This is a genomic window from Bradyrhizobium sp. UFLA06-24 (assembly GCF_054967145.1).
This window is the reverse complement of the sequence record NZ_JADFUE010000012.1, coordinates 64,222-89,127: the sequence shown is the minus strand read 5'-3', so window position 1 is coordinate 89,127 and position 24,906 is coordinate 64,222. Positions and strand designations below refer to the sequence as shown.

The 24,906-nt window shown below is 64.9% G+C and carries 21 protein-coding genes and 1 pseudogene; 2 read left to right on the top strand and 20 right to left on the bottom strand.

What is annotated here, in order from left to right:
- Nucleotides 1-89: 89 nt before the first annotated feature.
- The 4 genes from infB to rimP form a co-directional block, all read right to left on the bottom strand.
- Nucleotides 90-2,780 (bottom strand): translation initiation factor IF-2, encoded by a 2,691-nt coding sequence (infB, locus tag IF809_RS12930; RefSeq protein WP_462837751.1) that lies wholly within the window; start codon nt 2,778-2,780, stop codon nt 90-92.
- A gap of 69 nt (nt 2,781-2,849) precedes the next feature.
- Nucleotides 2,850-3,533: an RNA-binding protein gene (locus IF809_RS12925; RefSeq protein ID WP_128963097.1), complete on the bottom strand. Its 684-nt coding sequence runs from the start codon at nt 3,531-3,533 to the stop codon at nt 2,850-2,852.
- 23 nt (nt 3,534-3,556) lie between these two features.
- Complete coding sequence (nusA, locus tag IF809_RS12920; RefSeq protein WP_128963096.1) at nt 3,557-5,167, bottom strand: transcription termination factor NusA; 1,611 nt, start codon at nt 5,165-5,167, stop codon at nt 3,557-3,559.
- 2 nt (nt 5,168-5,169) lie between these two features.
- Nucleotides 5,170-5,925, bottom strand: a complete 756-nt coding sequence (gene rimP / locus IF809_RS12915; RefSeq protein ID WP_462837750.1) for a ribosome maturation factor RimP — start codon at nt 5,923-5,925, stop codon at nt 5,170-5,172.
- A 374-nt stretch (nt 5,926-6,299) separates the two neighbouring features.
- Here rimP and IF809_RS12910 point away from each other — a divergent pair, with 374 nt between their 5' ends.
- Nucleotides 6,300-7,382 carry a DUF2336 domain-containing protein gene (locus IF809_RS12910; protein WP_462837749.1) on the top strand — a complete coding sequence of 361 codons (1,083 nt, stop codon included), beginning with the start codon at nt 6,300-6,302 and terminating at the stop codon, nt 7,380-7,382.
- Here the strand turns inward: IF809_RS12910 and trmB are convergent.
- The 15 genes and pseudogenes from trmB to murJ form a co-directional block, all read right to left on the bottom strand.
- Nucleotides 7,379-8,089: a tRNA (guanosine(46)-N7)-methyltransferase TrmB gene (gene trmB / locus IF809_RS12905; protein WP_462837748.1), complete on the bottom strand. Its 711-nt coding sequence runs from the start codon at nt 8,087-8,089 to the stop codon at nt 7,379-7,381. The two genes, IF809_RS12910 and trmB, sit on opposite strands and share 4 nt — an antisense overlap.
- Nucleotides 8,086-9,213 (bottom strand): M20 family metallopeptidase, encoded by a 1,128-nt coding sequence (locus IF809_RS12900; protein WP_462837747.1) that lies wholly within the window; start codon nt 9,211-9,213, stop codon nt 8,086-8,088. The genes trmB and IF809_RS12900 overlap by 4 nt, the downstream gene beginning before the upstream one ends.
- Before the next feature lie 117 nt (nt 9,214-9,330).
- On the bottom strand, nt 9,331-9,744 hold the full coding sequence (locus IF809_RS12895) for a helix-turn-helix domain-containing protein (RefSeq protein ID WP_128963091.1): 414 nt from the start codon (nt 9,742-9,744) through the stop codon (nt 9,331-9,333).
- Nucleotides 9,745-9,968: 224 nt separating this feature from the next.
- Nucleotides 9,969-11,582, bottom strand: a complete 1,614-nt coding sequence (gene lnt, locus IF809_RS12890; RefSeq protein ID WP_462837746.1) for an apolipoprotein N-acyltransferase — start codon at nt 11,580-11,582, stop codon at nt 9,969-9,971.
- The gene (locus IF809_RS12885; protein WP_128963089.1) at nt 11,579-12,697 is read right to left on the bottom strand and encodes a hemolysin family protein; all 1,119 of its coding nucleotides are present in this window, start codon (nt 12,695-12,697) and stop codon (nt 11,579-11,581) included. The genes lnt and IF809_RS12885 overlap by 4 nt, the downstream gene beginning before the upstream one ends.
- Nucleotides 12,697-13,206 carry an rRNA maturation RNase YbeY gene (gene ybeY, locus IF809_RS12880; protein WP_462837745.1) on the bottom strand — a complete coding sequence of 170 codons (510 nt, stop codon included), beginning with the start codon at nt 13,204-13,206 and terminating at the stop codon, nt 12,697-12,699. Before ybeY ends, IF809_RS12885 begins: the two co-directional genes overlap by 1 nt.
- Before the next feature lie 60 nt (nt 13,207-13,266).
- Nucleotides 13,267-14,265: a PhoH family protein gene (locus IF809_RS12875; RefSeq protein ID WP_128963087.1), complete on the bottom strand. Its 999-nt coding sequence runs from the start codon at nt 14,263-14,265 to the stop codon at nt 13,267-13,269.
- Nucleotides 14,266-14,329: 64 nt separating this feature from the next.
- Nucleotides 14,330-15,727 carry a tRNA (N6-isopentenyl adenosine(37)-C2)-methylthiotransferase MiaB gene (gene miaB / locus IF809_RS12870; protein WP_462837744.1) on the bottom strand — a complete coding sequence of 466 codons (1,398 nt, stop codon included), beginning with the start codon at nt 15,725-15,727 and terminating at the stop codon, nt 14,330-14,332.
- A gap of 139 nt (nt 15,728-15,866) precedes the next feature.
- Nucleotides 15,867-16,547: an HAD family hydrolase gene (locus tag IF809_RS12865; RefSeq protein ID WP_462837743.1), complete on the bottom strand. Its 681-nt coding sequence runs from the start codon at nt 16,545-16,547 to the stop codon at nt 15,867-15,869.
- Between the two features lie 5 nt (nt 16,548-16,552).
- Nucleotides 16,553-17,008, bottom strand: a pseudogene (locus tag IF809_RS12860) (Fur family transcriptional regulator).
- Between the two features lie 38 nt (nt 17,009-17,046).
- Entirely contained in the window at nt 17,047-17,532 is a 486-nt protein-coding gene (gene rimI / locus IF809_RS12855; RefSeq protein ID WP_462837742.1) for a ribosomal protein S18-alanine N-acetyltransferase, read from the bottom strand.
- Entirely contained in the window at nt 17,529-18,221 is a 693-nt protein-coding gene (gene tsaB, locus IF809_RS12850) for a tRNA (adenosine(37)-N6)-threonylcarbamoyltransferase complex dimerization subunit type 1 TsaB (RefSeq protein WP_453981128.1), read from the bottom strand. Before tsaB ends, rimI begins: the two co-directional genes overlap by 4 nt.
- A gap of 200 nt (nt 18,222-18,421) precedes the next feature.
- Nucleotides 18,422-18,991, bottom strand: coding sequence for a NifU family protein (locus IF809_RS12845; protein ID WP_462837741.1), 570 nt, complete (start codon nt 18,989-18,991; stop codon nt 18,422-18,424).
- Between the two features lie 221 nt (nt 18,992-19,212).
- A complete protein-coding gene (gene trpS / locus IF809_RS12840) occupies nt 19,213-20,265 on the bottom strand; it encodes a tryptophan--tRNA ligase (RefSeq protein WP_462837740.1) in 1,053 nt (350 codons plus the stop codon).
- A gap of 69 nt (nt 20,266-20,334) precedes the next feature.
- Nucleotides 20,335-21,867 (bottom strand): murein biosynthesis integral membrane protein MurJ, encoded by a 1,533-nt coding sequence (gene murJ, locus IF809_RS12835; RefSeq protein WP_462837739.1) that lies wholly within the window; start codon nt 21,865-21,867, stop codon nt 20,335-20,337.
- Nucleotides 21,868-21,992: 125 nt separating this feature from the next.
- Here murJ and IF809_RS12830 point away from each other — a divergent pair, with 125 nt between their 5' ends.
- Nucleotides 21,993-22,994, top strand: coding sequence for an adenosine kinase (locus tag IF809_RS12830; protein WP_128963077.1), 1,002 nt, complete (start codon nt 21,993-21,995; stop codon nt 22,992-22,994).
- Between the two features lie 172 nt (nt 22,995-23,166).
- Here the strand turns inward: IF809_RS12830 and IF809_RS12825 are convergent, their stop codons facing one another.
- A complete protein-coding gene (locus IF809_RS12825; protein WP_462837780.1) occupies nt 23,167-24,819 on the bottom strand; it encodes an AMP-binding protein in 1,653 nt (550 codons plus the stop codon).
- Between the last annotated feature and the right edge of the window lie 87 nt (nt 24,820-24,906).

The following is a 24,906-nucleotide window of genomic DNA, read 5'->3' as shown; positions in this document are numbered from 1 at the left end:
AATGGAGCGTGGATGGCCGGAAAAATCCGGCCATCGCACTCCCGCAATTTCAGTTCAAAAAGATCCGGGCGCTTCGGTAAGATTTGGACTTACAGGGAGCGCTGGATCGTCTCCACGCGATAACACTCGATGACGTCACCGGCCCGCATGTCGTGATAGTTCTCGAAGGCCATGCCGCATTCCTGACCGGACTGGACTTCCTTCACTTCGTCCTTGAAGCGCTTCAGCGTCGACAGCTTGCCTTCGTGCACGACGACGTTGTCGCGGATCAGGCGCACATTGGCGCCGCGTTCCACGGTGCCGTCGGTGACACGGCAGCCGGCGACCTTGCCGACCTTGGAGATGTTGAAGATCTCCAGGATCTCGGCATTGCCCAGCATGGTTTCGCGCAGGGTCGGCGCGAGCAGGCCGCTCATCGCCTTCTTCACGTCGTCCACGAGGTCGTAGATGATGTTGTAGTAGCGGATCTCGATGCCGTTGCGCTTGGCGGCGGCTGCCGCCTCCTTGTTGGCACGCACCGAGAAGCCGATGATCGCGGCGTTGAAGCCTTCGGCGAGCGTCACGTCCGACTCCGAGATGCCGCCGACGCCGGCGTGCAGAATGCGGGCTGCGACTTCGTCGGTGCCGAGCTTCTCCAGCGAGCCGAGGATCGCTTCCAGCGAGCCCTGCACGTCGGCCTTGACGATCAGCGGGAACTCCTTGCGGCCCGCCGTCTTCAGCTGCGACATCATCTGCTCGAGCGAGCCGCGCATGCCTGAGATCGAGGCCGCCGCGTTCTCGCGCTTCTGGTGCGCGCGGTAGCTGGTGACCTGGCGGGCGCGGGCTTCGTTCTCGACCACCGCGAGACGGTCGCCGGCTTCCGGCGGGCCGTTGAAGCCGAGCACCTCGACCGGCACCGAGGGGCCGGCCTCCTGCACGGTCTCGCCCTGATCCGAGATCAGCGCCCGGACGCGGCCCATCTCGGCGCCGGCGACGATGATGTCGCCGACACGAAGCGTGCCGCGCTGGACCAGCACGGTCGCGACCGGACCACGGCCGCGATCGAGCTTGGCTTCGATCACGGTGCCTTCGGCCGGACGCTCGGAGTTGGTCTTCAGGTCGAGGATTTCGGCCTGGAGCGCGATCATCTCGAGCAGCTTGTCGAGATTGGTCTTGTTCTTGGCCGACACTTCGACGTCGACCACGTCGCCGCCGAACGATTCGACCTGCACCTCGTGCTGGAGCAGCTCGGTGCGGACACGCTCGGGCTTGGCGTCGGGCTTGTCGATCTTGTTGATGGCAACGATGATCGGCACGCGCGCCGCCTTGGCGTGATTGATGGCCTCGACCGTCTGCGGCATGACGCCGTCATCGGCCGCGACCACCAGCACCACGATGTCGGTGACCTTTGCGCCGCGGGCGCGCATCGCGGTGAACGCGGCGTGGCCGGGCGTGTCGATGAAGGTGATCTTCTTGCCGCTTTCGGGCGACACCACCTGATAGGCGCCGATATGCTGGGTGATGCCGCCGGCTTCGCCTGAGACCACGTTGGCATGGCGGAGCGCGTCGAGCAGCGAGGTCTTGCCGTGGTCGACGTGGCCCATCACGGTGACGACAGGCGAACGCGTCTCGGTGTCCGTGGAATCGTCGACCTGGTCGAACAGGCCTTCCTCAACGTCCGACGCGGCGACGCGCTTGACGGTGTGGCCGAGCTCTTCGGCGATCAGCTGGGCGGTATCGGCGTCGATCACGTCGGTGATCTTGTGCATCGCGCCTTGCTTCATCAGCATGCGGATGACGTCGACCGCGCGCTCGGACATGCGGTTGGCGAGTTCCTGGATGGTAATCGCTTCCGGGATCGTCACTTCGCGAATGAGCTTTTCCTTCGGCTCGTTCGAGGCGTGGCCCTTCAGCCGCTGGGTGCGGCGGCGGAACGAGGCGATCGAACGCTCGCGCACGTCGTCGGCGTTGAGAGCGGTCACGACCGTGAGGCGGCCGCGCTCCTTCTGCGGGCCGGGCTTGTGCGTGGTCTTGGGCGCTGCCGCGGGACGAGCGGCGCCGCCGGGGCCACGCCGGATCTGGCGCGGACCATCGTCTTCGTCAGGTCCGGCCGCGACAGCGGGCGTGCGACCCACGGGGCCGCCGGGCCGCGACGTCGTGGTCGTCGCCGGGCGAGCGGTCGTGGCGGCTCCCGGCCGGGTCGTGGTCGGCCCGGGGCGCGGAGCACTGGTCGCCGGGGCTGAGGCCGTCGAGGCGGGACGCGCGGCCGCTGCCGGCTGCTCGCCTTCGCCAAAACGCTTCTTGGCTTCGGTCTCCGCCTTGCGCCTGGCTTCTTCCTCGTGACGATGACGCTCTTCCTCGGCCTTGCGGCGGGATTCGGCAGCTTCGCGCTCGGCGCGCTCGGCGGCCTCGCGGACGGCGCGGCGCTGGGCCTCCTCCTCGGCCTGGCGGCGCTCCTCGACTTCACGAACCTTGGCATCGGCGAGCGCGCTGGCGCGGGCAGAACGCTCGTCCTCGGTCAACGTGCGCAGCACGACGCCGGAGCCGGCGTTGCGCGGCGGCGCCGAACGTGAGGGGGTGGGCGCAGGTGCGGCCGGCGCCGGCTTTGCGACGACCGTAGGCGCCTGCGGCTCAGGGCTGCCATCGATGCGACGCTTGCCGCGCTTCTCGACCACGACCTGCTTGCTGCGGCCATGGCTGAAGCTCTGGCGCACAGTGCCCGTTTCGACGCGCGGCTTGAGCGATAGCGTCTTGCTCGGAACGCTCAGCTTCTTGTCGTCAGGGGTCTTGGTATCAACCATTCAGCGGTCCTAATCCTGATTTATCAGTGTTGTGCGTTGCCGCACCGTCCTATCGGGTCGTCGTTGTCTTCAGAAATCCTGGCCGTGCTTTTCGGCAGTCTTGTCATCGTCCGCCAGCCGGTATCGGACCAGCATCTGGCTACGTGACAGGAATGTCTTGCTCGCCGGGCCCGCGAGCAGGGCAGCATGTATCACATTTGACCGGGTGAGTGCCAAATCCAATTCTGCAGATTTCAATGCGGTGACGACGGGAATCGGCGGCTGAACACCGCGATTTCCGTCATTTTGCCGCGCCAGCGTGTCCAATTTACGGATTCCGTCCGCGGCCCCGTCGCTGGCGTGGATCAGGGCCTCGACCGTGCCTTCCCGCAGGGCGCTTTCGACCTTGCCGAACCCGGCGACGACCTGCCGCGCCTTGGCGGCGATCCCAAGGGCTTCGATCACGCTCCGGACCAGGAGCGCCTCGATGTCGGCAGGAAGCGTCTTGGAAATGCGCAGGTCGCGCTTGAAGGCTTTGGTAAATTGGTGACGGCGAACGGCTTCCGCAACCACCTGTCGCGACGCCGTGACCCACATGCCCCGTCCAGGCAGCTTGCGCTTGAGGTCGGGAACTATGTCGCCCGCGGGCGATACGACGAAGCGGATCAGCTCGTCGATCGGCCGGACCTCCCGGCTGACCGCGCACATGCGCATGGTCGCGGACCTTTCGGCCCGCGGTCCATGGTCAAGTTCGCTGTCAGCGCTGGCAAGCATCCGGGCGACATCCTCCGTCGCCCTTAAGCCGGCTGATCTTCGGCCGCGTCAGCCTCTTCGGCTGGCTTGGCGAGGTCCGCCTCGGTGATCCAGCCGGCCTTGACGCGGGCCTGCATGATCATGGCTTCCGCATCGTCGCGGGAGATGCCGAGACCATCGAGCGCGCCGGCGAACTTGGTCTGTTCGCCGCCTTCCTTGCGCTCGGTCCAGCCGACCAGATCGTCGGTGGCGCAGCCGGCCAGGTCCTCGACCGTCTTGATGTCGTTCTCGCCGAACTTCACCAGCATCTTCGAGGTCACACCCGGGACGTCCTTCACGGCGTCCTCGACACCCAGTTCCTTGCGCCTGGCTTCAATCTCGGCTTCCTGCTGGTCGAGGTATTCACGGGCGCGGCTCTGCAGCTCCTGCGCGGTCTCCTCGTCGAAACCCTCGATGCCGGCGAGTTCCTTGAGGTCCACCATCGCCAGTTCCTCGACCGAGGTGAAGCCTTCGGACGCGAGCAACTGGCCGACCACCTCGTCGACGTTGAGCGATTCCATGAAGACGCGGGTGGAGTTCTCGAAGTCGGCCTGGCGGCGCTCCGATTCCTCCTGCTCGGTCAGGATGTCGATGTCCCAGCCCGTGAGCTGCGAGGCCAGGCGGACGTTCTGGCCGCGACGACCAATCGCCAGCGAGAGCTGGTTGTTGGTGTCGGGGACCACGACCTCGATGCGCTCGCGGTCCTCGTCGATGACGACCTTGGAGACTTCAGCGGGCGCCAGCGCGTTGACCACGAAGGTCGCGATATCGGGCGACCAGGGGATGATGTCGATCTTCTCGCCCTGCAACTCGTTCACCACCGCCTGCACGCGCGAGCCGCGCATACCGACGCAGGCGCCGACCGGATCGACCGAGGAGTCGCGGGAGATCACGCCGATTTTCGCGCGCGAGCCCGGATCGCGGGCCACTGCCTTGATCTCGACGATGCCGTCGTAGATTTCAGGCACTTCCTGCGCGAACAGCTTCGCCATGAATTGCGGATGAGTGCGCGAGAGGAAGATCTGCGGACCGCGCGTCTCGCGGCGGACGTCGAAGATGTAGGCGCGGACGCGGTCGCCGTTGCGGAACACTTCGCGCGGCAGCATCTCGTCGCGGCGGATGATGGCTTCACCACGACCGAGATCGACGATTACGCTGCCATATTCGACGCGCTTGACGACGCCGTTGACGATGTCGCCGATGCGGTCCTTGAATTCCTGATATTGCCGGTCGCGCTCGGCCTCGCGCACCTTCTGCACGATCACCTGCTTGGCCGACTGCGCGGCGATGCGGCCGTATTCCAGCGGCGGCAGCGTGTCGGCAATGGTGTCGCCGACCTGGGCGCCGGGATTGGCGCGCTGCGCATCGACCAGCGAGATCTGGTTGGAGTGGTTTTCGACTTTGTCGACCACCAGCATGTGACGCGACAGCCGCAGCTCGCCCTTCTTCGGGTCGATCTCGGCGTGAACGTCAGTCTCGCTGCCGTAACGGGCCCGCGCCGCCTTGGCGATGGCATCCTCCATCGCCGCGATGACGATGCCGCGGTCGATCGATTTTTCGCGGGCGACGGCGTCGGCGATCTGGAGCAATTCAAGTCTGTTGGCGCTGACTGCCATGGCTAGTCTCCTTCGTCAGGCTCGATCTCGCCGCGCCGCGCGCGTTCGGCGGCAAGACGATGTTTCTTGGTATTGGTCGGGGCCGGTTTCTTTTTCGGCTTGGTGTTCTTGGTGGTTTTTTCGCTGATCTTGGCGTGCGGCGCCTGGGGCGGCGCGAGACCGAGATCCCGGCGCATCTGGCGCTCCTCGGCCTTGCCGCGGCGCATGGATTCAGCGATCAGCTCATCGGTCAGCACCAGCCGCGCTTCGCCGATGTCTTCCATCGTCAGGAGAACGTCCGGATTGTCGCCCGCTTTGACGTCGTCGCGACGCAGATGCACGCGGCCGCCTTCCACAGCGCCGAGCGTACCGCGGAACCGCTTGCGCCCTTCATGGGCGACAGCCATCTCGATCTTCACCAGATGGCCGGAATAGCGCTCGAAATCAGAGCGGCGCACCAGCGGACGGTCGATCCCCGGCGAGGAGATTTCCAGCCGGTAGGCGCGATCGATGGGGTCGGCGACGTCGAGCACGGGCGAGAGCGCCCGCGAGATCGCCTCGCAATCCTCGAGCTGCATCGAACCGTCGGGCCGCTCGGCCATGATCTGCACGGTGCAGCCGGCCTCGCCGGAGATGCGGATCCGCACCAGGCGGTAGCCCATGCCTTCCAGCACCGGCGCCGCGACCGCGGACACCCGTGCCGCCACGCCCGGCTCGACCACGAGCCTCGGCTCGGCCAGCAATTCGGCATTGGTGGAACCAGAGGTCGGTTCGGTCATATCAGGGGTCAAGGCGCTCGATAGTGTCGATGGTTAAGGCTTGGTTTAAACTTCAGAGCCTGCTTCGGAACCAGGCCGCATCTTCCGCCAAGCCGCGTTCAGGTAATAAAAAAGAGCGGGTCCTTTCGGGCCCACTCTCACTACGCGGATCGTATGAGAAGATGAATTGGCGCTGATATAGCCCTTTCCGCCTGTCCGGACAAGGCCTCTTGCGGGCCGATGCGGGCTTTTTGAGCCCAGGCGACCCGCCCCGGGAGCGCCGACAGGCGCCCAAGGGAGCAACGCTTCCTTCACGAAGCAAGCCTAAATTTCGAGCTTGTGGGGCGGCTTGAGCTATGGCGCGCCCACGGCGTGCCAGATTCGAGTTGCGTTTCATGACCGTTGCCACGTCGCTCATTCCCGGACTGGACGATATCGTCAAACGCGGCGATCCCCGGCGCCGTGGCGAGATCGCGAGCGCCATTGCCGCGCTGTTTTTCCAGGACCCCTCAAAACTCCGTCCCGAGCTCGTCGATCTCTTCGACGATCTCCTGATCGATCTCGTCCCGCATGCGGAGCTTGCCGCGCGGGTCGATCTCGCCGAGCGCTTCTCGCGGGTGGACAATGCGCCGCGTCATCTGGTGGGCCAGCTCGCCCGTGAAAACGAGATCATGGTGGCAGGTCCGGTGTTGCGCCGCTCGCCCGTGCTCGATGAAGCCGCACTGGTCGAGATCGCCCGGCTGAAGGGGCAGGGCCATCTGCTGGCGATGACGGAGCGGCCGACGCTGTCGACGCAAATCACCGACGTGCTGGTCGAGCGCGGCGATCGCGACGTGGTCCGCCGCGCGGCCGGCAATGCCGGTGCGCATTTCTCGCCGGGGGGCTATTCGGAGCTGATCAAGCGCGCCAGCCAGGATGGCGTGCTGACGCTCAAGATCGGCCAGCGCGAGGATCTCTCGGGCGAGAACCTCAAGGAGCTTCTGAACGGCACGCTCGACGTCATCAGGCGTCGTCTCTCCAGCGTGGTCAATCCGACGCGCCAGGTCGAGATCAAGCGCGCCATGGCCGCGATCGAGGAGGCTGCGTTGCCGCCCGGGCCGCGGCGCGATTTCTCGGCCGCGCAGCGCACGGTGCTCGGCCTGCATCGTGACGGCCATCTCGGTGAGAGTGCGCTGCTCGGCTTCGCCAAAGCGCACAAATACGAGGAGTCGCTCGCCACGCTGTCGGCGATGTCCGGCGTCAGGCTTTCGATCCTCGATCGCCTGATCGCGGGCGATCGCTACGACCCGATCCTCGTCCTCGGCCGGGTCCTGAATCTTGGCTGGCCTACGGTGCGCGCGCTGATCCTGATGTGGTACGGACCGCATCGCACCCCGGCCGATGCCGATCTCGAAGCGGCGCGAATGAACTTCACCCGCCTGATGCCAACCACCGCCGAGCGCGTCGTGAATTTCTGGCGCAACCGGCGGACGATCTAGCTTCTGCGAAAACGCAAATAGGCCGCTTTGCGGCCCTCGCGCGCGGCCTTTCGTCCGTAGCGCGTCATGGTGTAGCCGGCCCAAGGCTTTCGGAAATCATCTGCGTGTTCCGCGAGCCATTGAAAGTCCGGCGCGCGCGCAAGATGCGATAGCGTCCAGGCGCAGTAGTCGTCGATATCGCAGACGAAACGGAACTCACCGCCCGCCTTCAGCACGCGCGCCATCGCGGCGATCGTGCGATCCTGAACGAAGCGGCGCTTCCAGTGTCGTCGTTTCGGCCATGGATCCGGATGGATCAGATCAATCCGCGACAGCGAGGCATCAGGTAACCAGGCGAGCAGCTCGGCCGCATCGCCGGCGAACAGGCGGATGTTGCCGATGTTGGCGGCCTCGATCTGCGCCAGGATCTTGGCCATGCCGTTGACGTAGGGTTCGCAGCCGATGAAGCCGGTCGTCCGAAAGTTCTGCGCTTCCGCCGCGAGATGCTCGCCGCCGCCGAAGCCGATCTCGAGCCGCAGATCTTCGGCGGCGGGATCGAATATCTCGGCGGCATTCGCCGGCCGCGGCATAGTGATGTCGAGCGACAGATGCGGCAGCAGATGATCGATCAGTTCGGCCTGATGCTGCCTGAGCTTGTGGCCCTTGCGCCGCCCGAAGAAGGCCCGCTCGCCCTCGCTGCGGTCGGGATCTGATTTGCGTTCGCTCATCGCAGCGTCTGATAGAGGCGGTAGAGCAGCCGCGCGCGCGGCTCGAGCGAGGAGACATAGAGCTGCTCATAATGAGTGTGCGCGCCCTTGCCGTCGACGCCGAGCCCGTCGAGCGTGCCGGTGTGCGGCGCCGTGAAATTGCCGTCCGAGCCGCCGCCGGTGTGGGTGTCGATCAGCTCGAAGCCGAGTTCGGCGGCAAGCGTCTTCGCATGCTCGTACAGGGAGGCGCCGGCATTGCCCTTCTCGTAGGGAGGACGATTGAGCTCGCCGGTGACGGTCACGGTCACGCCGTCAGTCTTCGATGTCAGGCCGAGGATCTTGCCGACGAACTCTTCCGCATCTTCGAAACCAGGCACGCGCAGATCGACTTCGGCATAGGCCTCTTCCGGCGTGACATTGGGGCGCGTGCCGCCGCGCACCACGCCGACATTGACGGTGACGCCGCGCTTCAGGTCGTTCATTGCTTCCAGCGTCTGGATGACGTTGGCGAGTTCGCGGATGGCGCTGCGGCCGTCTTCGGGGCGCGAGCCGGCATGCGCGGGCACGCCTTTGATGAAGACCTCGAATCGTCCGACGCCCTTGCGTCCGGTGACGATCTTGCCGCCGTCGCGCGCCGGCTCCGTCACCAGCACGTATTTGGCCTTGCGCCCCTCGTTCTCAATCAGCGCACGCGAAGTCGGGCTGCCGATCTCCTCGTCGGAGGTGAACAGGTGGGTGATGCCGAGCGGCGGGCGATCGGATGCGGCGCAGAGTTCGCGAAACGCGTGATAGGCGATGTAGGCGCCACCCTTCATGTCGTAGATGCCGGGACCGAATGCGCTGTCGCCCTCGACCTTGAACGGCAGGCGCGAGATGAAGCCCAGGGGGTGAACGGTATCGAGATGACTGAGCACCAGAATACCGGGCCGGTCCTGCCCCCAGGTCGATCGCACCAGGAGATGATCGCCACAGCCGTCGACGCCGGCAACGCGTTCGAGCGTCACGGGCAGATCGCGATAATGGTCGGCAACCATCGAGGTCAGCTTGTTGACCTGTTCGGGCACTTCCGTCGGCGTCTCGATCTCCACCCAGCGGCGGATACCAGCGAGGATAGTTTGGGAATCGAACGAATTGGATTTCGCCATGGACGTATCTGTGCCTTCAAATCGCATCACTTCAGCGGAGACAGCGTAAAGCGCAGTCCGCAAATGACGACATAGGCCAGATTTGGCGCAGTCTCAAATCGGAATGAATAGCGCGCGTCAGCGCTTGTCCGGGCCTTCGCGTGCGGCGATCTGCTCGACGAGATCGACGATCGAGCGACGCAGCTTCGAATCGGTGATTCGCGTGAACGCCTTGGTCAGTGCGAGCCCTTCCGACGTCGCGAGGAAGTCGGACACGTAAGAGGGCGATGCACCTTCAGCGAAGCCGTCGGGGCCGGGCACGCCGCTCGGTCCGCCCTCGAACAGGAACGACACCGGCACCTGAAGAATCTCGGCAATCTGCTGGATTCGGCTCGCGCCGACCCGGTTCGTGCCCTTCTCGTACTTCTGAATCTGCTGGAACGTCAGGCCCAAAGCTTCACCGAGCTTTTCCTGACTCATGCCCAACATGATGCGGCGCATGCGCACGCGACTGCCGACATATTTGTCAACAGGGTTGGGCGCTTTCGACATTTCCTCAGCCCTCCAAACATCACCGTCGGCGCAATCGAAGGAATTGCCTCAGGTGCCAGCGACGCCAAACTTCACTCTGATTGGGGAAACATTGCGGAGAAATTTAGCAATGCACCCCTGTCTTGCGCAGCCGGTGCAGAATGGGGAGGCCGCATGCAGTCTGTCAACGGTGGGACTACGGTTGTCAAAAGTTTCCGCCGTCTTGCCGGAAAGCGTTAGCGCGATCAGGGGAGCCGTTTGGCAACACGACGGCGCACCGCCAAAATCACGGCCAGCGCAACGAGCATGGCCGCGGGGATGTCACCGACCTTCGCATAGATCGTGGGCGGAATTGCGGTGGGCAGGCCTGCGTCCAAGATGCCTTCGATCCCGAGGCCGAGGCTGGCCACCGTGCGCCCCATGGGATCGATCACCGCCGAGATACCGGTATTGGCAGAGCGGACCAGCGGCAGTCCCTGCTCGACGGCACGCATCCGCGCCTGCTCCAGATGCTGATAGGGACCGGTCGAGATACCGAACCATCCGTCATTGGTGAGGTTCACCATCCAACCCGGGCGCTCGTCACGCGTCCCAACCTCGCCGGGAAAGATCGCCTCGTAGCAGATCGATGGCGACGCGGGCGGGGCACCTGGCACCGGCAGCACGTGCCGCACCGTCCCGGCGATGAAGCCGCCGCGCATCCGCGTCAGCTGCTCGAAGCCGAGCTTCTCCATGATGCTCTGGTACGGCAGATATTCCCCGAACGGAACCAAATGCAGCTTGTCGTAAACGGCGAGCACGCTGCCGTCGTGGTCGATCACGTAGATCGAATTGTAGGCCCGCGTGATCGGGGTGCCGGGTGGCAGATCGGGCGCGCGCACCGAGCCGGTGATCAGCACCGTGCCTTTAGGCAGCAGCTCGGCGATTTGCGCCATGGCATCGGCTTCGCGGGTCAGGAAGAACGGAAAAGCAGATTCCGGCCAGATCAGGATGGTGGCAGCGCTCACGCCAGTCGCTTGGGGGCCGGACGCACGGTCCGACAGCGCCAGATATTTCCTCATCACCTCCGCCTTGGCGGAGTAGTTGAATTTAAGGTCCTGCTGGAGGTTGGGCTGCATCAGGCGCAGCTTGGCACCTGCAACCATCGTGGTCGGATGCAGCGACATGCGGATGGCGCCGAAGATTCCCATGACGACCAGCAGCGCAATCGCCGCGGCCGGCACGCGCCATGCCGGGCTGCGATCGCGCGTGCGGTCGATCAGCACCGCGGGGCTCGCGAAGATCGCAACGGTGAGGAACGTCATGCCCCATTGGCCGATCAGCGAAGCCGTCTGCGCCAGCGCCAACGGCTCCGACAGCGCATAGCCGAAGGCATTCCAGGGAAAGCCGGTGAGCACGTGGCCGCGCAACCATTCACCGACCGTGAGGCTCGCGGCGAGCGCGAGAATACGGGTGGCATCCTTGGTCCAGAGCAGTCGCGCCAGCGCAAAACCGATCGCCGTGAAAATCGAAAGGTAGGCCGGCAGCCCCAGCACGGCGAACGGCGTGAGCCAGGCGAACACGTCGGCGTCGACGAAGAAGGCGTAGCCGATCCAGTAGAGGCCGGGGACGAAATAGCCGAGTCCGAACCAATAGCCTGTCAGCGCTGCGGCAGGGACGCCGCCATATCGTCCGGCACCGGCGCCGTCGATCAGCCAGACCATCACCGGGAAGGTGATGAACAGCACCGGAAAGATGTTGAATGGTGCCAGCGCCAGCACCGATAGCGCGCCGCACGCCATCGCCAGCAGCGCGCGTTTCCATCCCCAGGTAAGGATGACGGCAAGCGCAATCTGCCTGAACCGCTGGAAGGCGCTCACTGCGGGCCGGTCCCGTCGGCTGGCGGCGGGGCTGGCGTGTCGCCGGCCTGCGGCTGACCGCTGTCGGGCGCCGCCTCGCGGCGGCTTCGCTCGCGCTGGGTGCGGGGCGCGGGGCGTTCCTTCCGGGTCGAGATGCGCAGCCGCTTGACGCGGCGTGGATCGGCATCGAGCACCTCGATCTCGTAAGTGCCGGGGCCCGAGATCACCTCGCCGCGCACCGGCAGGCGGCCGACGAAGCTGACGAGATAACCGCCCAGCGTCTCCACCTCCTCGCCGGCCTCGCCGATGACGAAGTCTTGGCCGATCACGGTGCGCACGTCGTCGAGACTGGCGCGGGCGTCCGCAATGAAGGCATTGTCGGGCAGCCGCACGATCGAGGGCGGCTCGTCGCTGTCATGCTCGTCGTCGATCTCGCCGACGATCTGCTCGACGATGTCCTCGAGGGAAACGAGGCCATCGCTGCCGCCGTATTCGTCGACGACCAGCGCGAGATGAATGCGTGTGGCCTGCATCTGCGCCAACAGGTCGATCGCGCGCATCGACGGCGGCACATAGAGCAGCTTGCGGATGATGCGCGCGTCCTGCAGCGGCAGCGCGAGGTCCACCGCTTTCAGATCCAGCCCGGCCGGCAGCGGCTTCTTGCGCTTGGTCTTGGTGGCCTCCGAGACGCGCGCCCGCACGGTCATGAAGGCAAGCAAATCGCGGATGTGGACGATGCCGACGGGATCGTCGAGCGTCTCGTTGTAGACGACGAGGCGCGAATGGCCCGCGCTCTCGAAGCGGTCCATCAATTCGCCGAGCGGAATGTCGCGCTTCACCGCGACGATGTCGGCGCGATGCACCATGACGTCGGCGATCCGGCGCTCGTGCAGGCCGAGGATATTGCGCAGCATGGTGCGCTCGACCGCGGAGAAGCCGGTGTCGCCGGGCGCCGTCGCATCGAGCACGACCTGGAGATCGTCGCGTACCGATCCCGCCTTCCAGCCGAACAGCGTGCGGATCGCGCGCAGCAGCCAACCTTCTGCGGTCGGGCGCATGACCTCGCCAGGCGTCACGACGGCCGGCAGATTCGTCGTGTTGCGCGGATTGTCGTGAACAGGATCTGAATCCGGCATCAGTGCGACCCCGCGCGGTCTGCATAGGGATCGGGGATGCCGAGGTGGGCCAGGATCTCGGCTTCGAGCGCTTCCATTTCTTCCGCGTCGTCGTCGTTCTCGTGATCGTAACCGATCAGGTGAAGGAAACCGTGCACCGCGAGATGACTCAAATGATGTTCGAACGGCTTGTGTTCCTCGTCCGCCTCGCGCCGCATCGTCTCGAAGGCGATCGCGATGTCGCCGAGCATGCGCGGCGCATCGCCCGGCTTCCATTCGCTCTCCGGCTGAAGCGCCGGAAACGACAGCACATTGGTCGGCTTGTCCATGCCGCGCCAGTTGCTGTTGAGCGTGCGAATGCCGGCATCGTCGGTCAGCATCACCGCCACTTCCGCATCCGCAACGTCTTCATCGACGGATTCGGCGGCGGCGGCGACGGCGCGCTGGATCACGGCTTCGGCGTCAGGCTCGCTTTGCCAGCAATCGGCGACGATGAGGACCTCGGTGATGGGAAGGTTGGGATGCGACATGGCTTTGTTCGGAACGATTGGGCGCCGTGTTCGCGCCCGGATGGTCCCGCTGTTATCTCGTCAGGATTTGTTGCCGGCCGGCGGCCGCTGCGGCGACCCTTCATAAGCGGCGACGATTCGTGCCACGAGCTCGTGGCGGATCACGTCCTCGGCCTTGAAATGAACTTGCGCGATGCCTTCGACGCCATTGAGCAGACGGGTCGCTTCGGCCAGACCCGAGGTCTGGCCGTTCGGCAGGTCGATCTGCGAGGGGTCGCCGGTGACGATCATGCGGCTGTTCTCGCCGAGACGGGTCAAGAACATCTTCATCTGCATCGATGTGGTGTTCTGCGCTTCGTCGAGGATGATCGCGGCATTGGTCAGCGTGCGGCCGCGCATGAAGGCGAGCGGCGCGATCTCGATCTCGCCGGTCTGCAGCGCGCGCTCGACGATGCGCGCATCCATGAGATCGTAGAGGGCATCATAGATCGGGCGAAGATAGGGATCGACCTTCTCGCGGAGGTCGCCGGGCAGGAAGCCGAGCCGCTCGCCGGCTTCCACCGCCGGACGCGACAGAATGATCCTGTCGACCTCCTTGCGCTCGAACAATTGCGCGGCATGCGCAACCGCGAGCCAGGTCTTGCCGGTGCCGGCGGGGCCGATGCCGAACACCAGCTCGTGGCGCTTCAACGCGCGGATGTAGGAGTCTTGCGCCGCCGTGCGCGCGCGCACCGGGCGCTTGCGCAAATTGATGCTGTCGAAGCTCGACTTCGCCGACTTGGCATCGAACTCGAACAGCGAGCCTTGTGCGATCACGGCGCGGATCGCGCCTTCGACCTCGCCCTGGTCGACATCCTGCCCCTTCACCGCGTGGGCGTAGAGGGTTTCCAGTACGCGGCGCGCCGCGTCGCAGCCGTCGCGGGTGCCGCCGATGGTGATGTGGTTGCCCTTGGAGTCGACGACGACGCCGAGCCTGCGCTCGATCTGCGCCAGGTTCTGGCCATAGGGCCCGACCAGCGCGGACGCGGCGCGGTTATCGTCGAAATCGATGACGACCTGGGTCTCGGGCGGAACTTGCATGTCGCGGTCAAACTTGCGGCTGGGAGCGATAGAAGACGAATCCGATGCGCTTTTTGGCAAGGGTTCAGGCTCCAGTGGCGATGGATGATAAAGCGGGCTCGCGCGCATTGCGTGGCGTGGCAAGCTCGCCGAGGAAACTGTAGCGCTCGAGGCTGTCGATCCTGACCGGCAGGATCTGTCCGATGATGTCGCGCGAGGCCATCACATGCGCGGGCTGGAGGAAGCCGGTGCGGCCGACGATCTGGCCCTCCTTGCGCGCCGGACGTTCGAACAGCACGTCGACCGTTGAGCCAATCGCAGCCTTGTTGAAGGCCGATTGCTGGCTGTCGATCAGTTCCTGGAGCCGCTCCAATCGCTGGTCCATCTCGGCGGGGGACACCGTCTCCTGCATATCCGCGGCCGGCGTTCCCGGCCGGGCGGAGTATTTGAACGAATAAGCCGCAGCGTAGCCGATTTGTGCGACAAGCGCGAGGGTGGCGAGAAAATCTTGCTCGCTCTCGCCGGGGAAGCCGACGATAAAATCTGATGAAAAAGCAATGTCTTGGCGCGCCGTACGGAAACGATCGATGACGCGTCGATAATCATCGGCGGTATGTTTCCGGTTCATGGCGGCCAGAATCCGGTCGGAGCCGGACTGAACCGGCAGGTGCACGAACGGCATCAAGGCATCGAGGTCGCGATGGGCCTCAATCAGGCTGTCATCGACGTCGCGGGGGTGGCTGGTCGAATAGCGCAGCCGCGCGATGCCGGGAATTTTGGCCAGATGCTCCAGCAATCGGCCAAGACCCCAGCTTTTTCCGTCGGGTCCCTCGCCGTGATAGGCGTTGACGTTCTGGCCGATCAGCGTGAGTTCGCGCACGCCGTTGTCGGCGAGACGCTTCACGTCGTCGACGATCTTCGCGACGGGTCGCGAGACTTCCGCGCCGCGCGTGTAAGGCACCACGCAAAAAGTGCAGAATTTGTCGCAGCCTTCCTGCACCGTGACGAACGCGGAAATGCCGCGCGCACGGATCGCGTCGGGCCTGGGCTGGGCGAGAAAGCCGAACTTGTCGGCGGCGGGAAATTCGGTCTCGATCGCGCGGCCTTCGTTGCCGGCGCGTTTCAACAATTGGGGCAGGTGATGATAGCTCTGCGGGCCGACCACGACGTCGACCGTAGGCGCCCGGCGCACGATCTCTTCGCCTTCCGCCTGCGCCACGCAGCCGGCGACCGCGATCTGCATCGTCCGGCCGCCGCGCGCGGCCTCGTCCTTGGCGACGCGCAAGCGGCCGAGCTCGGAATAGACCTTTTCGGAGGCCTTCTCGCGGATATGGCAGGTGTTGAGGATGACGAGGTCGGCGTCCTCGGCGCTCGTGGTCTCCACGAATCCTTCCGGAGCCAGCGTGTCCACCATGCGCTGGGCATCGTAGACGTTCATCTGGCAACCATATGATTTGATGTGCAGCTTGCGCGGCGGCGTCATGGAACCCGAAAATGGCGGTGGAGGACGGCCCTCAGATATAGGCTGAGGGGCTGAAAATCCAGCGAATGGAGGGCCATACGGGATATTGCGGCCACTCGCAGCCCGCTTCAGCCCTGAATTTGGAGATTTTGGACCCGATTCAGCCCGTTAGGGCGTCCGCCGCGACCTGCCGGACCAATTCCGGCAATTGGCGCATGTCCTCGAACGTCAGGTTGGCGCCCGCCGCCCGCAGCCTTTCGGCGTGACCCGGCGGGCAGTGGCTGCCGCCGTCAAAGCCCAGCACGGTCATCCCGGCGGCGTGCGCGCCGGTCACTCCGGGGACGCTATCCTCGATCACGATGCACCGTTCCGGCGCGACCTTCATCTGGTCGGCAGCAAACAGGAACAGATCGGGCGCGGGTTTGCCGCGTGCGACCTGGCTCGCCGAAAAGATGTGCGGAGCGAGCAGGTCGTACAATCCGGCGCAGGTCAGGCCGTGAAGGATCTTGTCGGGTGTACCGCTCGATGCCACGCATTTCGGCAAGTCGATTGCCCCGATCGCTGCGGCGACATGGGTGATCGGTTGCAGATCGCTGGCGTAAAATTGCAGCGTGGCCGCATTCACCTGCTTTTCGAGATCGTCGGGGAGACTACGACCAATTTCCTGTTCGACCATCCGCCGTGCGTCTTTCTCGGAGACACCGAGGAAACGGACCAACACCTGTTCCGAGGTAATAGGATAACCGTGCCGCGTCAGCACATCCGCATGCGCGCGACAGGAGATCACCTCGCTGTCCACCAGCACCCCGTCGCAATCGAAGATAATGAGATCTATCGGCACGCGACTTAAGACGTCGGTTTGTCGTCGTCGAGCGGGACGCAATAGAGCTCGAGCCGGTGATCGACCAGCTTGTAGCCGAGCTTGCGGGCGATCTCCGCCTGCAGCTTTTCGATCTCCTCCGAGGTGAACTAGATCACCTTGCCGTCGCGCAGATTGATGAGGTGATCGTGGTGGCTGTCGCGCATCTGCTCGTAGCGCGCGCGTCCCTCGCGGAAATCGTGGCGTTCGATGATGCCGGCGTCCTCGAACAGTTTGACGGTGCGGTACACGGTTGAGATCGAGATCTTGTCGTCGACCGCGACACAGCGGCGGTACAATTCCTCGACGTCGGGGTGATCGACCGCTTCGGCAAGCACGCGGGCGATGACCCGGCGCTGCTCGGTCATGCGCATTCCGGTTGCGGCGCAACGCGCCTCGATGCCGGTCGCCTTGGATGCGGAAGAAGGTTTAAGTCCAGTCATATCGTGTCCGCCCGACGGGGCGCTTTCTGCGATTGATGTTACGACAAGTCACGTCGCATCAGTAGTGCGTTCAATTGTTCCCCGTCGGCCTGCTTATAATAGCGTTCGCGGCGCCCGACCACCACGAATCCGCATCCCGCATAGAGCCGTCGGGCCGGCTGGTTGTTCTCCTCGACTTCAAGAAATATCGTGCGCACACCGCGGCCGGCGAGATGGCCAAGATGGGTCATCAGCAGCGTGCGGGAGAGGCCTCGGCCGCGATAGGCCGGATCGACCGCAACCGAGAGGATTTCCGCTTCGTCCGCACCGATCCGCGACACCGCAAAGCCGATGGTCTTGCGGCCCATGCGCAAGCGATGGATCAGCGTGTTGGTCTCGATGAGCATGGTCTCGAATTCGCCTTCGCCCCAGCCGTGCGCGAAAGACTGGCCGTGAAGCTGCGCCAGCCGCGCCGCATCGCGCGCGGAGGCCGGCTCGACGGAGGCGGTGCCGCCGCGCCACCATTCCGAAAGCCATCTCATCATGAGCTTGCAGCTTGGACGAGCGGCGGCTGTGCGGCCGGTTTTGCGTCGGGCGCTTTCAGGTAGAACGGCCGCGCCGGATTGAGGTCGGGATTGGCCGCGGCGCCGAGCCAGGCCACCCAGCTGATGTCGGGCGCGGGCTGCGCGTCAACCGCGACCGGTTGCGGCCCATCCTTCGGCCAGCGGTCGGCCAGGATATTTGCGGCATTACCGACCAGATGCGGCGCGCCGAATTGCGAGGTCGCGATGGCTTCGTCGATCGGGGCGATGGCCGGCTGGACCAGCTGGCTGCCGTCGCCGGCGACAATCTGGAAGTAGACATGATCGTGCCGGGCATCGATCGCCGAGATGACCGGCGCTGTTCCGCTCTGGCCGACGATAGCCGCCGCGTAAGCCGACAAGGTGGTCACGCCGACGGCGGGCCGCTTCGCCGCGAGCGCGAGGCCGCGGGCCGCCGATATGCCGACACGCAGGCCGGTGAAGCTTCCTGGACCGAGGGTGACCGCGATGCGATCGAGCGAGGTGAAGGCGAGATTGGCCGATTGCATCACGCGCGCGATCATCGGCATCAGTGCCTCGGCGTGACCGCGCTTCATCAGCAGCTGCTCCCGCGCAAGGAGCTCGCCCGCATCGGTGTCGAGCACGGCGGCCGCGCACGCCTCAAGCGCGGTATCGATGGCAAGGATCAGCATGGAAAAGCGAACGACTGATGGCGAATAGCGAATAGTCTAGCCGATCGGAATGCCATTCGCCATTCGTCGCGCACTCTTCGTAGCCCCCAAATATCGCCGCACTTCGTGGGGTAGGCAAAGCGAAGCTTGCCCACCATTTCCTTTCCGAATGCATGGTGAGCACGGCGCAAGTGCGCGTTTGCCCACCCTACGGCGCCTGATTACATCGGCCGGACTTCGACCACGTCGGGTACGAAGTGCTTGAGCAGGTTCTGGATACCGTGCTGGAGCGTCGCGGTCGAGGACGGGCAGCCCGAGCAGGCGCCCTTCATGTTGAGATAGACGATGCCGTCCTTGAAGCCGCGGAAGGTAATGTCGCCGCCGTCATTGGCGACCGCCGGCCGTACCCGGGTCTCGATCAGGTCCTTGATCATGTCGACCGTCTCGGCATCGGCCTCGTCGAAGAACTCGTCCTCGTCGTCGAGATCGACATCGGCTTGCGCTTGGCCGTCGGCGAGCAGCGGCGCGCCGGACATGTAGTGCTCCATGATGGCGCCGAGAATCGCGGGCTTGAGCTGCTGCCATTCACCGCTCGCTTTGGTCACGGTGATGAAATCCGATCCGTAGAACACGCCGGTGACGCCGGGCACCTCGAACAGTCTTTCCGCGAGCGGCGAACGGCCGGCAGCTTCGCGGCTCGAAAATTCCATCGGGCTGCCATCGGACACGACGCGGCCGGGGATGAACTTCAGCGTGGCGGGATTGGGGGTGGCTTCGGTTTGAATGAACATGGCTTTCTCCAGACGTCGCCGGTTCAAGGCCGACGCGTGCCCTATTCCCTAGCAGATGGCGATGGGGAACGCACGGTCAAGGGCGAAAGCGGCCATTTCGTAGTTATTTCAGAGGGTTAAGGCGGCGAAATATCATCGCATCGTCATGGCCGGGACAAGCCCGGGCATGACGGACTTCTGGTGAGCCGTGCCTAGAAGAGACACATCTACGCAGTTGGAGTTCAACGCCGGCGGATGAAGCCGACGATGTCCTTCGAGAGCGTCATGGTCTCGTCAGCGATGGCGCGGGCCCGGTCGGAACCGTCGTTCAGGATCGCGTCGATATGACCGGGATCGGCGACCAGGCGCTTCATTTCGCCGGCGATCGGCGCCAGCTTGGTGACGCACAGCTCCGCCAGCGCGTTCTTGAAGCTGGAGAACTGGCCGCCGCCGAAATCGCGCAGCACGTCCGCCTTTGAACGGTCGGAGAGTGCCGCGAAGATGCCGACGAGATTGTCGGCTTCGGGGCGCGCCTCCAGGCCCTTCTCTTCGCTCGGAAGCGGCTCCGGATCGGTTTTTGCCTTACGGATCTTCTGCGCGATGGTGTCGGCGTCGTCGGTCAGATTGATGCGCGAATTGTCTGACGGATCCGACTTCGACATCTTCTTGGTGCCGTCGCGCAAGCTCATCACGCGCGTCGCGGGGCCGGTGATAAAGGGTTCCGGCAGCGGGAAGAACAGGCCATCATTGAAGCCGTGGCTGCGGATCGAGTCGCCGAAATCGTTGTTGAACTTCTGGGCGATGTCGCGCGAGAGCTCGAGATGCTGCTTCTGGTCCTCGCCCACGGGAACGTGGGTGGCGCGGTAGAGCAGGATGTCGGCGGCCATCAGCACGGGATAGTCGTAGAGCCCGACCGAGACGTTCTCGCGGTCCTTGCCGGCCTTCTCCTTGAACTGGGTCATGCGGTTCAGCCAGCCCAGGCGCGCGACACAGTTGAATATCCAGGTGAGCTCGGCGTGGCCGGAGACCTGACTCTGGTTGAACACGATGTGCTTCCTCGGATCGATGCCGCTGGCGATGAACGCCGCGGTCACCTCGCGGGTGACGCGCGCGAGCTCCGTCGGCCCGCCCCAGACGTCGACGCCCTGCGTGATCGCATGCATATCGACGACGCAATAGATGCAGTTGTGGGTTTGCTGCATCTTCACGAAGTTGACGATGGCGCCGAGGTAATTGCCGAGGTGCAGATTGCCCGTCGGCTGGACGCCCGAAAAAACCCGTTCAACGAATGGCATGGTCAGTCTTCCTGAGAGGTCGCCGGCCGTCGTTTCCAACAGCGGCGCTGCTCCGTCAAGGGCAATTCGTCAGGCGGACCGCTTCAGGGCGGCAACAGCCTCGCGCCAGGAAGCTGCTCCGAGGACTTGCAGGAGCATGCCGTAAACGGCAATGCCGGCGGTGATCTGCAGGCCCAGCACGATGAAGCGGATGAACCCGTGGGCCTCGGCAGGGACGAGACCCGCCGTCAGCCAGAGCAGGGCGCCCATGGCGGCGGCCGCCAGCACGATCCGTGGCAGCCGGGCGCGTGCCGTCGCATCGATCGAGAAACCGAATTCGCTGGTGCCTTTCCGAAGCAGCGAGGCCGCACTGCTCCAGGCGCCGGCCGCGATGCTCGCGGCGATCCCGCTCGCGCCGAAGACGTGACCGAGCAGCACGGCGAGCACGACCGCAACCACAAAGCCCTTGGCCGTTGCAAGCAGCGGCGTCATCGTGTCGCTGCGGGCATAGAAGGCGGGCGACAGCGCCTTGATCAACACATGCGCCGGCAGGCCCAGCGCCAGCCACATCAGCGCATGCGCGGTCGCCGCGCTGTCCTCGGCGCCGAAGGCGCCATGTTCGAATAGCAGCCGCACGATCGGCTCGGCGAGCACGGCGAGGCCAAGCGTGGCGGGCAGCGCGAGCCCGATCGCAAGCTCCAGCGCACGCGCTTCCGCATGCGCAACCGCCTCGGGGTCGCCGCTCCCGACTGCACGCGTCAGCTCCGGCACCAGCACCGTGCCCATGGCGACCCCGACAATGCCGAGCGGCAGCTCGATCAGGCGGTTGGCGAAATAGAGCCAGGACACGGCCGACGGCGTTGCGGAAGCGATGATCGCGCCCGCGACCATCAGCCATTGCGGGCCCGAACTTGCGATCATGCCGGGGATGGCCTTGGCGAAGAAGCCGCGCATCTCCTTGTCGAAGCTTGCGCGCAACGGTGTCGCGAGGCGCGCGCTTCGCTGCGACCCCAGCATCACGAGTTGCAGCAGGCCGGCGATGCCGACGGTCGCAGCGAGCGTCCATGCGGCGAGCGCCGCATCGGTCCGCCATAGCAGCAGCGCGCCGATGGCCGCGATCAGCGCGATATTGAACAGCAGCGGCGAGAACGCGGTGAGCGCGAATCTCCCTTGCGCATTCAGCAATCCCATCAGCACCGTGACCGGGCCGGCAAAGGCGAGATAAGGCAGCATCAGCCGCGCGTTCTGGACGGCAAGATCGAGCGTACTGCTCCCGACGAAGCCCGGCGCGATGATCATGATGATCAGCGGCATCAAAACAGCGATTCCGCTCGAGATCACGATCAGCGTCGCGCTGACCGTGCCGAGCACGCGCCCCGCAAAGGCAGAAGCGGCCTCCGCGCCATCACGATCACGAACGCGCAGCCAGGCCGGGATCAGCGCCGCATTGAGGGCTCCTTCACTGAGCAGCCGCCGCACCACGTTGACAAGCTGGAAGGCGGCGAGAAATGCATCCGCCACGGCGCCGGTGCCGAGCAGCGCCGCGATCAGGGAATCGCGGGCAAAGCCCAGGAGGCGCGAGGCCAGTGTTCCCGTCGAGACGGTCAGGAAGGAGCGGATCATTGCGCGTGCATAATACCGTTGCTTGCCCGCGTAGGGCCGGTCGTGATAGGCCGCGGGCCAGATTTCAAGCCGACAGGAAGCGGATTTCCGTAAGGTTCGCAATCCGCCAAGCAGGATCAAGGTGAATGGCTGACGTGAAATATGACGTTCTCGGTATCGGCAACGCGCTGTTCGACGTGCTGGTCCGGACCGATGAAGCCTTTTTGGTCAAGCATGGCATGGCCAAGGGCAGCATGTCCCTGATCGACGAGGCGCGGGCCGCCGCCATCTACGCCGACATGGGCCCGGCGACGGAAGTCTCGGGCGGCTCGGCCGCCAACACCATCGTCGGCATCGGCAGCTTCGGCGCGCGTGCGGCCTATGTCGGCAAGGTCAAGGACGACCAGATCGGCAAGCTCTATGTCCACGACATCCGCGCCGCCGGCGTCGCCTTCAACACGCCGGCTGCGAAGGACGGCCCCGCCACCGGCTGCTCCTACATCCTGGTCACGGGCGACGGCGAGCGCACCATGAACACCTATCTCGGCGCAGCGCAGGACCTGTCGCCGGCCGATATCGATCCGGCCGAGATTGCCGCCGCCAAGATCGTCTATCTCGAAGGCTATCTCTGGGATCCGCCGGGCGCAAAGGAAGCCTTCCTCAAGGCGTCCAAGATCGCCCACGAGGCCGGCCGCAAGGTGGCGCTGACGCTGTCGGACTCCTTCTGCGTCGGCCGCTACCGCGACGAATTCCTGGGATTGATGCGGAACGGCACCGCCGACATCGTGTTCGCCAACGAGTCAGAGCTGCACTCGCTCTACGAGACCTCCGACTTCGACACCGCGCTCAAGCAATTGCGCAACGACGTCAGGCTCGGCGTGGTGACCCGCAGCGAAAAGGGGTGCGTGGTGGTGACGCCGACGGATGCTGTTGCGGCTCCCGCTTCGCCGATCTCGCAACTGGTCGACACCACCGGCGCCGGCGATCTGTTCGCCGCAGGCTTCCTGTACGGCCTTTCGCGCGACCTCTCGCACAAGCAGTGCGGCGAACTCGGCGCGCTTGCCGCGGCCGAAGTGATCCAGCACATCGGCGCGCGCCCGCTCGTGTCGCTGAAGGAGCTGGCCCAGCAGCGCGGGCTGACGGTTTAGGGCTCTGCTGATGGCCTGACGCAGGTGCGCGCGTCACACTCCGCTGTCGTCGCCCGGCTTGACCGGGCGACCCAGTATTCCAGAGACGTTAGTTGTTAAATCGAGAGGCCGCGGCGTAGTGGATTCCCAGCTTTCGCGGGGAATGACAGCCATTGTGGGGGGCGTCAGCACCTCACGCCGTCTTCGCGGCCCTCAACCCCAACCGCTGCTCGACCGCGTCCCGCATCACGAATTTCTGGATCTTTCCGGTCACGGTCATCGGGAATTCGTCGACGAATTCCACGTAGCGCGGGATCTTGTTGTGGGCGATCTGGCCGTCGCAGAAGGCGCGGATCTCCTCCGCGGTCAGTGTCTCGCCAGGCCTGACCCGGATCCAGGCACAGAGCTCCTCGCCATAGCGGGTGTCGGCCACGCCGAAGATCTGCACATCCTGGATCTTGGGGTGACGGTACAGAAACTCCTCGATCTCGCGCGGGTAGAGGTTCTCGCCGCCGCGGATCACCATGTCCTTGATGCGGCCGACGATGTTGCAATAGCCCTCGTCGTCGATGACGGCGAGATCGCCGGTATGCATCCAACCGGCGGAATCGAGCACGTCGGCGGTCTTCTCCTTCTCCTCCCAATAGCCCAGCATGACGCTGTAGCCGCGGGTGCAGAGCTCGCCGCGTTCGCCGCGCTTGACGATCCGCCCCTCGAGATCGACGATCTTCACCTCGACATGCGGATGAACCCGCCCGACGGTGGAGACGCGCCGCTCGAGCGGATCGTCGGTCGCGCTCTGGAAGCTGACCGGGCTGGTCTCGGTCATGCCATAGGCGATCGTGACCTCGCGCATGTTCATCTCGGTGTTAACGCGCCTCATCACCTCGATCGGGCAGGGCGCGCCGGCCATGATGCCTGTACGCAGTGATGCCAGGTCGAACGTCTTGAACTCGGGGTGATCGAGCTCGGCGATGAACATGGTCGGCACGCCGTACAGCGTCGTGCATTTTTCCTGCTCGATCGCGCGCAGCGTCGCGAGCGGGTCAAAGCCCTCGCCGGGATAGACCATGGTCGCGCCGAGGGTGACGGATGCGAGATTGCCCATCACCATGCCGAAGCAATGATAGAGCGGCACCGGGATGCAGATGCGATCCGCTTCCGTCAGGCGCATCGCGCGTCCGGTGAAATAGCCGTTGTTGAGGATGTTGTGGTGCGTCAGCGTCACGCCTTTTGGTGATCCCGTGGTGCCGCTGGTGAACTGGATGTTGACGGGATCGTCGAACTGAAGCGCAGCGCCGAGCGTTGCAAGCTCCTCGCGATGCTCGGTTTTGCCCATGCGCGCGACGTCCTCGAACGGGATCGTGCCTGCTGCGGCCGGACCGCCGATCTGGATCACCATCCGCAAGGCGGGCAGCCGGGCTGCCCGCAACTGTCCGGGCGTGGCGCTCTTCAGCTCCGGCAGCAGCGTGTTGAGCATTTCCATGTACTGGCTGGTCTTGAAGGCCGTCGCGGTGACGATCGCCGCGCAGCCGACCTTCTTCAGCGCGAACTCCAGCTCGCTGAGTCGATAGGCGGGGTTGATCGTCACCAGGATCAGGCCGGCCTTGGCGGCTGCGAACTGGGTCAGCGTCCATTCCGGCCGATTCAGCGACCAGATGCCGATCCGCTCGCCTCGCGCGAGTCCAAGCGCAAGAAAGCCTGCTGCCAGCGCATCGACGCGCTCGGCGAATTCCGTCCAGGTCCATCGCACGCTGTGGCTGGGCGAGACCAGTGCCTCGCGATCACCCCAGCGCCGTGCCGCACGGTCGAGACTGCGGCCGATGGTGTCGCCGAGCAGCGGCATGTCCGAGATGCCGCAAACGTAGCTTTCGGCCTTGTCTGCAAGATCGTGCGCCAAGTTCATCTCCTCGAACCTTCCTCGCCTCGTGCC

Excerpts from the sequence above, each read along its gene's own strand:
- infB (WP_462837751.1), bottom strand. The coding sequence starts at position 2,780 with ATGGTTGATACCAAGACCCCTGACGACAAGAAGCTGAGCGTTCCGAGC.
- IF809_RS12925 (WP_128963097.1), bottom strand. The coding sequence starts at position 3,533 with ATGCTTGCCAGCGCTGACAGCGAACTTGACCATGGACCGCGGGCCGAA.
- nusA (WP_128963096.1), bottom strand. The coding sequence starts at position 5,167 with ATGGCAGTCAGCGCCAACAGACTTGAATTGCTCCAGATCGCCGACGCC.
- rimP (WP_462837750.1), bottom strand. The coding sequence starts at position 5,925 with ATGACCGAACCGACCTCTGGTTCCACCAATGCCGAATTGCTGGCCGAG.
- IF809_RS12910 (WP_462837749.1), top strand. The coding sequence starts at position 6,300 with ATGACCGTTGCCACGTCGCTCATTCCCGGACTGGACGATATCGTCAAA.
- trmB (WP_462837748.1), bottom strand. The coding sequence starts at position 8,089 with ATGAGCGAACGCAAATCAGATCCCGACCGCAGCGAGGGCGAGCGGGCC.
- IF809_RS12900 (WP_462837747.1), bottom strand. The coding sequence starts at position 9,213 with ATGGCGAAATCCAATTCGTTCGATTCCCAAACTATCCTCGCTGGTATC.
- IF809_RS12895 (WP_128963091.1), bottom strand. The coding sequence starts at position 9,744 with ATGTCGAAAGCGCCCAACCCTGTTGACAAATATGTCGGCAGTCGCGTG.
- IF809_RS12885 (WP_128963089.1), bottom strand. The coding sequence starts at position 12,697 with ATGCCGGATTCAGATCCTGTTCACGACAATCCGCGCAACACGACGAAT.
- ybeY (WP_462837745.1), bottom strand. The coding sequence starts at position 13,206 with ATGTCGCATCCCAACCTTCCCATCACCGAGGTCCTCATCGTCGCCGAT.
- IF809_RS12875 (WP_128963087.1), bottom strand. The coding sequence starts at position 14,265 with ATGCAAGTTCCGCCCGAGACCCAGGTCGTCATCGATTTCGACGATAAC.
- miaB (WP_462837744.1), bottom strand. The coding sequence starts at position 15,727 with ATGACGCCGCCGCGCAAGCTGCACATCAAATCATATGGTTGCCAGATG.
- rimI (WP_462837742.1), bottom strand. The coding sequence starts at position 17,532 with ATGATGAGATGGCTTTCGGAATGGTGGCGCGGCGGCACCGCCTCCGTC.
- tsaB (WP_453981128.1), bottom strand. The coding sequence starts at position 18,221 with ATGCTGATCCTTGCCATCGATACCGCGCTTGAGGCGTGCGCGGCCGCC.
- IF809_RS12845 (WP_462837741.1), bottom strand. The coding sequence starts at position 18,991 with ATGTTCATTCAAACCGAAGCCACCCCCAATCCCGCCACGCTGAAGTTC.
- trpS (WP_462837740.1), bottom strand. The coding sequence starts at position 20,265 with ATGCCATTCGTTGAACGGGTTTTTTCGGGCGTCCAGCCGACGGGCAAT.
- murJ (WP_462837739.1), bottom strand. The coding sequence starts at position 21,867 with ATGATCCGCTCCTTCCTGACCGTCTCGACGGGAACACTGGCCTCGCGC.
- IF809_RS12830 (WP_128963077.1), top strand. The coding sequence starts at position 21,993 with ATGGCTGACGTGAAATATGACGTTCTCGGTATCGGCAACGCGCTGTTC.
- IF809_RS12825 (WP_462837780.1), bottom strand. The coding sequence starts at position 24,819 with ATGCCGCTGCTCGGCGACACCATCGGCCGCAGTCTCGACCGTGCGGCA.